Source organism: Borreliella californiensis (assembly GCF_014205885.1).
GTDB lineage: Bacteria > Spirochaetota > Spirochaetia > Borreliales > Borreliaceae > Borreliella > Borreliella californiensis.
Map to the genome: position 1 here is coordinate 134735 of NZ_JACHFB010000001.1, position 12690 is coordinate 147424.

The 12690-nt window shown below is 27.7% G+C and carries 13 protein-coding genes and 1 tRNA gene; 9 read left to right on the forward strand and 5 right to left on the reverse strand.

What is annotated here, in order from left to right; all coding sequences use genetic code 11:
• Positions 1–3 precede the first annotated feature (3 nt).
• From HNP67_RS00710 to HNP67_RS00720, 3 genes are all read right to left on the reverse strand, one after another.
• Entirely contained in the window at positions 4–546 is a 543-nt protein-coding gene (locus HNP67_RS00710) for a DUF3996 domain-containing protein (RefSeq protein ID WP_184124072.1), read from the reverse strand.
• Between the two features lie 153 nt (positions 547–699).
• Positions 700–1224 (reverse strand): DUF3996 domain-containing protein, encoded by a 525-nt coding sequence (locus HNP67_RS00715; protein WP_184124074.1) that lies wholly within the window; start codon positions 1222–1224, stop codon positions 700–702.
• Positions 1225–1305: 81 nt separating this feature from the next.
• Entirely contained in the window at positions 1306–1908 is a 603-nt protein-coding gene (locus HNP67_RS00720) for a BAPKO_0422 family outer member beta-barrel protein (protein ID WP_184124076.1), read from the reverse strand.
• Positions 1909–2124: 216 nt separating this feature from the next.
• On the opposite strand from HNP67_RS00720, the gene HNP67_RS00725 reads away from it, so the two are divergent.
• From HNP67_RS00725 to HNP67_RS00750, 6 genes are read left to right on the forward strand one after another with little or no spacing between them, the layout of a single operon-like run.
• Positions 2125–2667 (forward strand): chemotaxis protein CheW, encoded by a 543-nt coding sequence (locus HNP67_RS00725; RefSeq protein ID WP_184124078.1) that lies wholly within the window; start codon positions 2125–2127, stop codon positions 2665–2667.
• A 12-nt stretch (positions 2668–2679) separates the two neighbouring features.
• Positions 2680–2991 carry an STAS domain-containing protein gene (locus HNP67_RS00730; RefSeq protein ID WP_071983507.1) on the forward strand — a complete coding sequence of 104 codons (312 nt, stop codon included), beginning with the start codon at positions 2680–2682 and terminating at the stop codon, positions 2989–2991.
• 15 nt (positions 2992–3006) lie between these two features.
• Complete coding sequence (locus tag HNP67_RS00735) at positions 3007–5151, forward strand: chemotaxis protein CheA (protein ID WP_184124080.1); 2145 nt, start codon at positions 3007–3009, stop codon at positions 5149–5151.
• Positions 5152–5208: 57 nt separating this feature from the next.
• Complete coding sequence (locus HNP67_RS00740) at positions 5209–6366, forward strand: CheB methylesterase domain-containing protein (protein ID WP_184124082.1); 1158 nt, start codon at positions 5209–5211, stop codon at positions 6364–6366.
• 2 nt (positions 6367–6368) lie between these two features.
• Positions 6369–8144: a BB0569 family chemotaxis protein gene (locus HNP67_RS00745; RefSeq protein WP_184124084.1), complete on the forward strand. Its 1776-nt coding sequence runs from the start codon at positions 6369–6371 to the stop codon at positions 8142–8144.
• Between the two features lie 39 nt (positions 8145–8183).
• Entirely contained in the window at positions 8184–8558 is a 375-nt protein-coding gene (locus HNP67_RS00750) for a response regulator (protein ID WP_002557158.1), read from the forward strand.
• Positions 8559–8715: 157 nt separating this feature from the next.
• Here HNP67_RS00750 and HNP67_RS00755 read toward each other — a convergent pair.
• Positions 8716–8799, reverse strand: a tRNA-Leu gene (locus HNP67_RS00755).
• A gap of 8 nt (positions 8800–8807) precedes the next feature.
• A complete protein-coding gene (gene pyrH, locus HNP67_RS00760; RefSeq protein WP_184124085.1) occupies positions 8808–9497 on the reverse strand; it encodes a UMP kinase in 690 nt (229 codons plus the stop codon).
• Between the two features lie 200 nt (positions 9498–9697).
• Between pyrH and HNP67_RS00765 the strand changes: the two genes are divergently transcribed.
• The 3 genes from HNP67_RS00765 (at position 9698) to HNP67_RS00775 (ending at position 12519) form a co-directional block, all read left to right on the forward strand.
• On the forward strand, positions 9698–10774 hold the full coding sequence (locus tag HNP67_RS00765) for a glycosyltransferase family 2 protein (protein ID WP_184124086.1): 1077 nt from the start codon (positions 9698–9700) through the stop codon (positions 10772–10774).
• Positions 10775–10836: 62 nt separating this feature from the next.
• On the forward strand, positions 10837–11643 hold the full coding sequence (locus tag HNP67_RS00770) for an ATP-binding cassette domain-containing protein (RefSeq protein WP_184124087.1): 807 nt from the start codon (positions 10837–10839) through the stop codon (positions 11641–11643).
• 24 nt (positions 11644–11667) lie between these two features.
• Complete coding sequence (locus tag HNP67_RS00775; protein WP_184124538.1) at positions 11668–12519, forward strand: hypothetical protein; 852 nt, start codon at positions 11668–11670, stop codon at positions 12517–12519.
• Positions 12520–12690 lie beyond the last annotated feature (171 nt).

Sequence of the window (12690 nt, forward strand, 5' to 3'; positions counted from 1 at the left end):
GTATTAGAAGATATAATATTTAGCAAATATTCCTCCGGTAAAGTTTGATTTTATGCCCGAGTAGGTTCTGTGTTGTGCAAGAGATCTTGTATTTGAGATGAATTCTATTGAAGGTGCTATTTTCATACCCATTTCTAAATTTTCTGTAATGTCGTAAAAAATAACCAATGGAAATCTTATTCCAAATCCCAATTCTACATTTATTAATTTAGATGTGGAAGACGACATGCTTATATTTCCTCCTATTCCAATTCCTAAATTTAAATTTTTTATCAAAGATATTGTAAAAATGAAATCAAGCGCTGCTATTGCTAATAAATTAAAATCATAAAATTTTGATTCAAGTTTGGGGCCTGATAAATTTATTCCATTACTGCCACCATAGCCTATTTCAAAATCAATAAAAGGAAGTGACATTATTAAGTTAATAATTGGATTTCCAATACTTGCTCCAAAGCCAATTCCTCTATTTAAATATGAATCTTTTGCAAAACTATTCGTAGATATGTTTGCAATCATGATAAATAATATAAAGATTTTTTTCACCGCTGTCTCCCAAATTTTGTCTTATTATTATATTTTATTTTTGAATTTTAAAACAATAAAAACAAGATCTTTTATCTTAAATCTTATGTTAAAGTTTTTGGGAGCGGTTTGATTTTTTAACAACTACTATTTTTTAAAAAAAGAATCTTATTATTAAGTAAACCAGAATCTTAGTCCTAAACCTGCAAATACTTCCCACCTAAATCCAACGCCATTGCTCCAAACGTTCATTCCAAGTCCCGGTGCTATTCGTAAAAATATGTCGAATTTCTTTCTAAATACTGCAATATTTAAAGCCAAAGGCAATCTTGCTCCAATGCTAATTGGTCCTGAGCCTGATTTACTGCCTCCAAATCTTGAAAACCATATTGTTCCATATCCTCCTGCGCCAACTGAAAAATCCAAAATATTAGCAGCTCCTGGGAATGTATATATGTAGAAAATATAGTCCAATGCTATAAACAGCGTTTTCCAGTCTGAAAATAAATTGTTTACTCCGCTGTAAAGACCAATGTCAAGATCAAAGCTTCCTAGATTAATGTGTAGAGCAATTGGTAATGGAAGTATAATCCCTGCTCCAAATTTACCCCTTGAGGATTCTTTTGAATTAGCAAATCCCGAGATTGGGGCTAATAAAAGTAAAATAATAATTGACATAATAATTATTTTTATTTTCATTGCGTCATTGTCTCCTAAGTACAACACTTTAGTTTTTAAACAATTTTAGTTCAATAATTTTTTTTATCTAAAAAGTGAAAACTATATCTTAAAAGCGCCTTTTATTCCAATAGAAAAGTTGCCTTTTATTGGAAATATTAAATTTCCGTTAGGCATTTGGCCAATAAAAATTGATGGTGTTGTTTTTATTATAATTTCAATAATGTCATAATAAGCCTCATATATTATTCCTAAGGGCAAGCCCACTCCAATTTTATAAGTAATCCCTGAAGAAACATTTGTTAAATTTGAGTTTGTAATTTTACCTATTTCAAAAAATAGACCAGATCCCAAGAAAAAGATAAAATTTGAATTTTTAATTCTTGAATTTAAAAATATATAGTCACAATATGTTTTAAATAGCAATGCTATTGGTGATTTTGGAAAAAATTCCGAGACACTCAATATTGTTATTCCTACCCCAATGTCAAAGTTATTGATACTGAATTCTATTGCAGTAGGGTAAGGCAGAATAAAGCCAAATTTTATTTTAGTTTTTGTTTTTAAGCTTTCTATTTTTGGAATAGCTTTACTGTTTTGACTGGTTATGTTGTTTTTAGATTTTTCGTTTGTGAAAATATTCTCAGCATTGAAAAATAATATAATAATTATTAATAATCTGATTAGTTTGTTTTTGCTTTGCATTGTTAACTTTTTTACGTTAAATTTAACTTAATAAACTACAAACTACAACTTTCTACCTTAAATTATAAGATAGAATTCTTTTAAAATTATATTTTTTATTGTTTATCAGAAGTTAAATTTTATTAACTTCTAATTTGTATTTATGAATATATGAGGTAATATTAATCTTGATATTAGCATTCTATTTGCGATTTAAATTATATTAAAGGGGCGTTTATGGGCACAGATTCAGATGTGCAAGATTCTTTAAGTCAGTATCTTTTATTTAGCTTGGATGAACTTTATGCTATTGAGATTAAATATGTTGTTGAGGTTTTAGAATACACTAAGATATCAAAAATTCCAAGAACTCCCAATTATATGGCAGGAATAATAAATAATAGGGGTAAAATCGTTCCAATAATTGATATTAGAAAACAATTTGGAATGAGTGATCGTGCTGTTGATGAGGATGATAAAAAGAGAAATAAGGGAGTTAACATTTCAAATATTATTATATTAAATTTAGTTTACGGGGGAGATGAATTTAATCTTGGAATTTTAGTAGATTATGTCAATGAAGTTCTTGAATTAGATCCATTTAGTATTGATGATGCTCCTAAGATTGGATCAGGGTTTAATTCAAAATTTATTTCAGGAATTGGCAAGAGTAATGATAAGTTTATTATTATTTTAAATGTAGAAAATTTATTTGATGTTAGAGAGCTTTCTAAATTTAGAAATACAACAATATATGATCCTGAATATCAGCAGCAATAGGAGTTTTTAGTCATGATTTATAGGCCGGAAGGAGAGCTTGTAATAAATAGTATTTTTAAGGTAAAAGAAGATTTGTTGCATATTTTTAAAAAGATGAAAGAAGGGGATACTCTTATTATTGATCTTTCAAATGTTGAAAAAATAGATATTACTTTTATACAAATTTTGTATGCATCTAATAAGTATGCTAAGAATAAAAATTTGTTTGTAAAAATTGAGTATCCATCTGATGAGGTTTTAAGTTCATTAATATATGGCGGGTTTTTAGTAGATATTGAAGATGTTGATAGTTTTGATTTGGGACTTAATTTAGTTGGATTTTAGATTTAAGGAAAGCTTATGGATAGTAGTGATGTTATTGATAAATTTAAGAATTCCTTTAAGGAAGAATCAATAGAAAATATTTCAGATATTGAGCAAGCACTTCTTAAGCTTGAAGTAAGCTCAGATCAAGAGATTATTAATTCTATTTTTAGAAATTTGCATACCATAAAGGGAAGCTCTGGTATGTTTGGCTTTAATTTTACAGCATCGCTTGTCCACGAAATAGAAACAGTTCTTGATGTTGTAAAAAATGGTAAGGCCACTTTTAATCAGGCTGTTATTGATGCTGCCTTAATGTCTGTTGATTTTATTAGAGAGCTTATTGAAGGCGATGAAGTAATTTCTGAGATCGACTTTGATAAGCGTAAACAGTTTTTGATAAATGAAATTAAAAAGGTTCTTGAGACTTCTAATGATGTTAAGGGTATTTTTCAAGAAACTTTAGAAAATGATTTTTTAAAGTCTGATAGCAGCTTGGTTTTAGAAGAGTCTGTTAAAGTAAATTCAGAGAATAAATTTGATGATGAGGCTTTGCAGTCTGAATTTAAGAGTTACAAAATTCTTTTTTCTCCGGCTAAGGGTATTTTATTTCATGGGCACAAGCCTATAAATTTATTGAGTAAGTTGATTAATTTAGGTAGTGGTTATGTTAGAGCAAAGGTAGATGACATTCCTGATTTAGATCTTATTTCTCCTGATAATGTTTATGTTGCTTGGGAAATAAGACTAGACACAGAAGAGAGTAGAGAGAGTATTGAAGATATTTTTACATTTTTAGATTCTCAATCAAAAATTGATGTTCAAGAATTGGATAAATGTTTAGAGGCAGATGAGGGCGATAATGTAGAGCCTAAAAATTTTAATTTATTGCGCCTAGACAGAGATAGCAAAGATTCTGCTAATTCTTCATTTGAAAAATCGCAATTTGTTGGGAAATCCTTTTTAAATGGAGATAAAAATAGATCTAATGTTCAAGATGATACTGCTAGAAGCAAGGTTAATATTGCTAGTATTAAGGTAGATTCCAAAAAGCTTGATCATTTGGTAAATCTTGTTGGAGAGCTTGTTACAATACAATCAAAACTTTCAAAAGAAGCTGAAAATAGAAATAGCAATATTTTAAATTCAATATCAGCAGAATTTTCTTTACTTATTAATGAGCTTAGGGATTATACAACAGGGCTTAGAACAGTTCCTATTGAGATTTTGTTTGTAAAATTTCAAAGGATAGTAAAAGACCTATCTACTAGCCTTGGTAAGTCAATTATTTATCATGCTTATGGAGGTGACACTGTTCTTGACAAAAGTATTATTGAAAAGCTAAATGAACCCTTGGTTCATTTAGTTCGCAACTCAATAGATCATGGAATTGAATCGTCTAAAGAGAGAGAAAGTTTAGGAAAAGATCCTAAAGGTATTATTAAGCTTTCAGCTTGTCAATCTGGAGATTCTGTTATTGTTATTATTGAGGATGATGGAAGAGGGCTTGATAAAAATAAAATACTTAAAAAAGCTATAGAGCGTAATATAATTTCTGACTCAGTTGCCAAAACTTTATCAGATATTGATGTTTATAATTTGATTTTTGAACCTGGATTTTCAACTGCAAGTTCTGTTACTGGTATATCAGGTCGTGGAGTTGGCATGGATGTTGTTAAAAAACAGGTTGAATCCTTAAGAGGACATGTTGTACTTGAAAGTGAATTTGGCAAATATACGAGAACTAAGTTAATTTTTCCATTGACTTTGGCTATTATTGAAGGTTGGCTTGTCAGAGTAAAAGATGAGCACTTTATTGTTCCTCTTTCTAATGTTGAGTCTTGTTTAGAATCTAATAAGTTGATTCCTCAAGTAGATGGGATTGAGACTAAAAGCAATGTAATGAATTATAGGGGCAGTATGATTAGTTATATTAAGCTTAGAGAGTTTTTCCAGGTTTCTAACGAGAAGAGTTTAAATGAGCAAGTTGTTGTTGTAAATACAAATAGCGGGAAAATGGGCATTGTGGTTGACGAAGTTTTAGGGCAACATCAAACCGTTATAAAAGCTTTAGGTAAAATTTATTCTCGAGTAGAAGGTGTTTCTGGAGCTACTATACTTGGCGATGGAAGTTTAGCTTTAGTTATTGATATAGATGCAATAACCAAACTTATAAAATAAAGAAAATAGAAAATGCAGGTTTTTGGTTTTAAAGGTTAAAAATATTAAAATATAACAATGAAGATATTAGTAATTGACATTCAAGGTCTTATAAAGCAGGTTTTTGTTAGAGCTTTTTCTAAAGATAATGATGTTGAGATATTAAATGCTGGTTTTAATTCTTTAAATCTTATTAATGTATTTTTACAAAAGTTTCCCGATTTAGTTATTATTGATGAGAATACAGCAAGATCTAATTTTGGGAATTCTTTAAACAATGTTCTTAATAACATATCTCTTCCGGTTGTATTTATTGCGCAAAATGAAATGTTTCCAAATTTTGGATGTCTTGAGCAAAGCAAAGAAAAGGTTAGATTAATAATAAATAAGCTTAATTTTAAGCTTACAGTTGATTTATTCCGCAGTAAGTATTTAGCTTTAATAAAACTGGAGTTGAAAAATCTAGGCAAAAATAAATTAATATCTTCTTTTGAAGTTAAAAGGATTCAAGCACCCGATTTTTCTAGTAATTCTAAAGTAGAGCTGAGTGAAAGTAGTTTAAAAGATTCAAGTATAAGAAAAAGCTATAGAGTTTCTGATGTTATTAATTTTGCTCCCAAAAATGATCCAGATGTTATTATTAAATATCAAGGTCTTCTCAATAAGCGCAAAACAGGCAAAATTATTGTTGTAGGCTCTTCGACAGGCGGTACAGAGGCTTTAAGAATTTTTTTAAGGTCTTTTAAAAAAGATTCTCCTCCAATTATTATTGTTCAACATATGCCGGGAGGGTTTACAAAATCTTTTGCAAAAAACCTAAACAATGAATTTAATATTGATATTAAAGAAGCTGAGGATGGAGACATTCTTCGTCCAGGTCTTGTAATAATTGCTAATGGAAGTTATCATTTGATTGTAAAATATAGTAGCGGAAATTATTTTGTAAACTTATTAGATGGACCTCTTGTTAGTAGACATAAGCCTTCTGTGAATGTGCTTTTTAGGTCTGCTGCAATGTATGCAGGCTCTAATGCTATTGGAGTTATCCTTACAGGCATGGGAGATGACGGTGCTGTTTGTATGCTTGAAATGAAAAAAAATGGCGCTTATACTATTGCCCAAGATCAAGAAACTTCTGTTGTTTTTGGTATGCCAATGGAAGCTATAAAAATAGGAGCCATAGACAAAATCCTTCCTTTAAGCGAAATAGCTAATCATGTTTTGAGGAGATCTTAGTAATGGATAATGACAATAATGGTTTTTTTGATGTCAATGATTGTTTGGCAGCCTTATTTCATAAACTTGAAGTTTTTGATGAGAGTGCAAGGCATATTTATTCAAATTTAAGCAAATCAATTCCTAAATTAATAGAAAAAATTTATAAAGATTCTAATGATTTATCTTTTAGTATTGATTTGATTTCCAATCTTGATCTTGATAATGATGCTTCTTTGAATAATTTTATAGCTAAAATTATAGGGGCATTAGATGATTTTGTTGCTTACTTTAATTCTTCAACAACTTCTCTTGAATCTCAATTTAGTATAATACGGAGTAAGGTTAAAGATATAGAAATACTTGAGGATGTAATTGAAAAAATGAAAAAAAGCTCTCTTGACATGGAAATAATGTCTATTAATACTTTAACAGTTGCTATGAGAGCGGGTAAGGCTGGTGGAGCCTTTTCTTATATTACAAGTGAAATTAAGGTTTTAACCCAATCTATGATCAAACAGGCAGATCAACTTACAAGTAAGGGGCGCGAAGTTAAAATTGGTTTAGATAGGGCTAAAAATCAGGTATATGAAAGCAATACGGCTGAAAATAAAATTCTTGAAGAATTTAGAGATAATTTAATGAAAAAAATAGATGCTTTTTCAGATGGAATAGGAAGCGTTATTGCTCTTTATGATAATATTTTAAAAGTTTTATCTGAATTTAAGTTTAAACTTGTAAATTCTATTTCTTATCTTCAGTTTCAAGACAGGCTAACTCAATCTTTGCAACATTTAAATATTATGTATTCTAATATTGATGTTTTTAAATTTAGAGATATAAGCGAGATCCAAAAATTAAAAATTTTATCAGTTTTTACTGATACATCAAAAGTCATAGTAAAAGATGTTCTTGAAAAGCTTGAAAAAAATTATACTGTTTTTGAAAAATTTATTGATTCTTCTCTTGGCTCTATTCAAACCATTAACGATTTAAGGTCTGATAATTCTTTGTACATAGACATTCCTAAAATAATAGAACAATTTTCTAGCATTTTGTCTGATCTGCTTAGAAGAATTGATGATGTTGAGAAGAATAATTCTAATTTTTTGAATTTATATTATGAACAGGTTAAGCTTATAAAATCATTAGAATTAATGTTTTCAAATATTTCAGCTATTTCTGCTAGGTTTCAAAATATTAATATAGCGTCAAAGATAGAAGTTGTCAAAAGATCAGAACTTAAAGCTATGGAAGGTAATATTTCAGAAATGTCTAAGATTATCAAAGAAATTGATTTTAATATTACCAAGGGAATAGAATTTTTAGATCAAATAATCTTTTTTCTTGAAAAAGTTGTCAAGGATTATGATAATAGATTTTATCTTGAAAAAAATTATTTTAATAAATTTAAAAAATTATTTATGGAAATTAAAAATGATATTCTTGATATTAAAAATATAGCTATTGATAATATTTTGTCTTATGAAGTTTTTTCAATTGAATTTATGGAAATATTTGAAGAAATGAAATTAGAAGTCTATAATGTTAGAAATTTAAAAAATTCTCTTTTGGATATAGACAACTTTTTAAGCAATATGGAAAGCAAAATAAATTTCAATCTTAATCTAGAATTATCTAAAGTTGGAATTCAATCTGTTGAGATTGAAGATAAGGAATTTGTTAATAGAATTGCTAATCGATTTACTTTATTTGTTCATAAAAAACATTTATTATCTTTGATAGAGGAAGCCAAGGATATTCATTCCTTTGATGAAGGTAGTGTAATTTTGTTTTAATTTTTATATACTTTTGGGAGGGTTTTAGGAGAAAATTAGATGAAAAAAAGAATTTTGGTTATTGATGACAATAGAGCAATAAGGCAAAGCGTTGCTTATATTTTAGAACAAAATGGTTTTGGTGTCTCAGAAGCAAAGGATGGCTTAGAAGGGGTTTTAAAGTTTAAAGAAGCAGTTGGGCAAGGAGATAAAGATTTTGACCTTGTTATTACAGATATAAACATGCCTAATTTAGACGGCATTGGTGTTATTAAACAGATAAGGGAATTTGGTAGCTTTGTTCCTATACTTGTTCTTACTACTGAGTCTGAGCAATCTAAGGTTGATGAGGGTCGTAAAGCGGGTGCTACTGGTTGGCTTGTTAAGCCTTTTAATCCTGAAGCTTTAATGAAAACAATCTCAAAGATATTTTAAGTTTATATTTTTAATTAATTTGCAGACTTTAAAGTTTTATTATAGTTAAAATGATTTTCAATATTTCATTTTAGAATAAAGATAGCACATTGAGGGGCATTTAAATTTTTATTAGTAATGCTTGATAATTTTAAATTTTCTAAAAAAGTAATTAAAATACCGGTAGTCGGAGTCGAACCGACATGAAGTTGCCTCCACCAGATTTTGAGTCTGGCGCGTCTACCAATTCCGCCATACCGGCATCAAGTTTTATTTTACTATAACAGTGCCAAAAAAATCATTATTTTTGTTAAAAACTTTTTCTAAGTTTTCAATATTATTTCCATTTACTATGTAAAGGGTAAGTCCAAGTTTTGAAGATAGTTTTGTTGCTATTGGGTCAAAAGGTAAATTTAAGCCCGGATTCCACTTTTGGCCCACAATGTTTTGCAATTGTTTCCAAGTTAATTTTTTAAAAGCGGTTGCGTTTTTAAATTTTTTTGGATCTTTATCATAAACTTGATTTACATTTGTTATATTTATAATATCTTTTTTATTAAATTTTTCTGCAAATTTTACGGCAATGTAATCTGTTGAAAATCCTGATTTCCATCCTGAAGCAATTAGTATTTTCCCTTTAAAAGAAAAATTTTTTAAGGGATTGGTGACAATTTTGTCTTTACAAAGTGGATTCATTACTTTACACAGAAATTCTGCGTTTAACTTTGTTGACATTATTCCAATCTCATCAAGCTCATGAACTTTAAAATCAGGGTTGATATTTTTATAGGCGTCTTGGTATTCTCTTGCAACTCTTCCTCCACCAACTATTAAAATGATTTTTCTTTTTTCATTTTCTAGCAGCCATTTAAAAACAAAGTTTTTAAATTTTTTAATGAATTCTATGTTGATTTGATTTGAATTTATTACTCCTCCTCCAAGACTTATTATTTCAAGCATTCAAGCTCCTTATTTGGGTTAATGTTTTTTAAATTTTTTACTTTTAATAATATAGCAATTTCTGCTAAACTTTTCATTAAAAATAAGTTTGAAAAAATATAAACTTGTTAATTATATATTACAATTTAATTGTTATGCAAAAAATTAAAAGAGTTTGTTGTTCAGTATTTTAGCTTTGATTTTGCTTAGCAGTTTTTATTTTGGAGGATATTGTGCATAAGTATAAAGTTTCTGTTATTATTTGTTTTTTTAATTCGGCTGAAACTCTTGATGCAATGATAAAGGATGCTGTTAATCAAACATTAAAAGATAAAGAAATTATATTAATTAATGATGGTTCTTATGATGGTAGTTTAGAGATAGCAGAAAAATATGCCAATAAGTACAGCTTTATTAAGATTTTTAGTCAAAAAAATATGGGACTTTCTGTTTCTAGAGACAGGGGACTTTCTGAAGCTCAAGGGGAATATGTTATTTATTGGGATGGTGATGACTCTGTAGAGAGCACCATGCTTGAAGTTCTATATAATAGAGCAAAAGCAGATAATTCTGATATTGTTTGTTCTCAATTTTATGTTTATTTTCTTGCAATAAATGTAAAAAGAAAATCTTTACTTCCTTTTCCCAATTATCCATTAACAGGCAAGGAGGCGTTTAAAAATTTGCTTTTTACTGTTTATGCGACTTTTGGAAGGAAAAATTTTGTTGTTGGAACGTTATGGGATAAATTGATTAGACGAGAATTAATCTTAAAGAATAATATTCGTCAGCAAAATGTTGTATTTGAAGACATAGTTTTTGTTATGCAAATTTTTTTAAAAGCCTCTAAAGTTTCTTTTGTAAATAATTATTTTTATACTAATTTCCAAAGAATGGGAAGCATGAGTTCTTCTATTAGTGTTTTACATAAATCTAAATTATCTCTTAATACAATGGAAACTTTATTAAAAAAAGAAGGTATTTTTGATGAATGTCAGCATTTGTATAAAAGATTTTTATTGCAATTTTATTATTTTATTTCTTTTAAACAAATTTATATTATTAGTTGGAATATTCCAGATAAGCTTGTTTATAGGGCTTATAAAGAAAAGCTTATTTCTGTTCTTGATGAGATTAAAGGATTGTCTGAATTTCAAGATTGTTATGAATATGCAAAAAGTTTTGGATTTAATGAAATTCAAATTTTGCCTAGAGTTATGCTAAAAATTTGGAATTTTAGTTCAAGACTTTATGTAAATTTTTCTATATTTATTTATAAGTTTTTTATAAAAAATTAAATTTATATTTTTGATTTAATTATTTTTTTATATTTTGACTTTTAATATATTAAGGAGTGTTTATGGCCATTGAGGCTGTTAATGTAAAATTTTCCTATAGTAGGAAAGAAGTTTACTCAGATTTAAATTTAAACATTGAGACCCCTCAAGTCTATTTGCTTCTTGGCAAAAATGGGGTTGGAAAAACAACTTTACTTAAACTTGTAAGTGGATTTTTAGAGCCTTTAAAAGGGAAAATTTTGTTTAACTCTTTAGCAGCTTTTCCAAGAGACCCCTTGAATTTAGTTAATTTGTTTTTTATTCCTGAGGAATTTTCACTTCCTAGATTGTCTTTAGCTGAATATAGCAAAGCTTTATCGATATTTTATCCAAATTTTAATAAGGCAGATTTTAAAAAATATTTATTAGATTTCGATCTTGATATTTCTCTTGATCTATCTTCAGCTTCTTTTGGGCAGAAGAAAAAAAGTATTATTGCATTTTCCCTAGCCACAAATGTTTCTTGTTTGTTGTTTGACGAGCCAACAAATAGTCTTGATATTGTTTCAAAAAATGTTTTTAGAAATATGCTTTCTAATTTAAATGATAGAGTCATTTTTATTACAGGTCACAATGTAAGGGATTTGGCTGGAGCTGTGGATTATTTAATTATTGTTGGGGAAAAGTCAATTCTTTTTTCCAATTCAGTATCTTATATTAATAAAAATTATAAGATTAAAATTAATAGCGAACTAAATGGAAATGAATTATATTATGAAAAAAATAAAAATGGATTTAAGGCGCTTTATTTTGAGAATAGTAATGGAGACGAAGCTGTTGATATTGAATTTTTCTTTTTATATATTACTAGAAATAAAAAGGAGAGGTAGTAAAAAATGTTTAGCTTAAAAAAGATGTTTAGTTTAAAAAGATTTTTGAATTTATTTTATTTTGATTTTGTTTACAATAAAAAATTCTACACTTTATTAATAATTCAAATTTTAGGAATGATATTTATATCTTATTTGCTTGTTAGATTTTATTTTAATTTTTCAGCAACTGATTTTTTAAAATTTTTTGCTCCTAAAATTTTTATTTTAACCTTGATTATATCAATTTTTACCATGTGTGATTATTACAAAGTAATTCACGATCCATTTAGAAATCTTCTTTATTTATCTTTACCCGTTTCAACTTTTGAGCATTATTTTTTCAATTTAATTAAATATTTATTTGCTATGCCTTTGATTTTAATAATTATTTATTATTTAGGGGTTAATATTTTTCTATTCCTAGATAGTGCATTCTTTTTAAGAGGTGAAGGTGCCGCATTCTTAGAATTAAGATATCTTTCTGATTTTTTATTTTTTCGCTATTTTAATTTTTTATCTATTTTTCCAATCTTTATGTTTTTTAGAATAGCTTTTAAAACGCATCCTTTTGTTAAGGTTTTTATATTCTTTTTAGGGGCCATTGTATTATTGTTTTTTTTCACATCTTTTTTTTATTGGGGTTTTAAATATGTGCCATGTTCTTCAGATTTAATTTTTTCTTTTGATAGATTTTTAGGCGACCTATTTTTTAAAATAGTTTATAGTTTGGGATTTTTTTTATATTTAGCTTCATATTTTAGGATAGTAGAGTTTGGAAGTATTAGAAAAAAAAGTAATTTGTTTGCTATTCTTGGATTTTTAGTTTTTTTAGCAATGTTTAATTATTACTATTTGACTAAAGGATCATTATATTGTTTTGTTAATTATAATTAAAATAGTTTGAAAGATTTAAAACAATGGCTTAGGAATGGCTTTTTAGCTAAGTATTAATAATTTTTATTTTAGTTTAATATTTTTGTTTGTTTTAATGCAAGTAAGTATGTTTTATTATAATTTGTGAATTCTTTTTAAGCGTAAGCTTAATTGGATTGAAAGTTAAAGGTT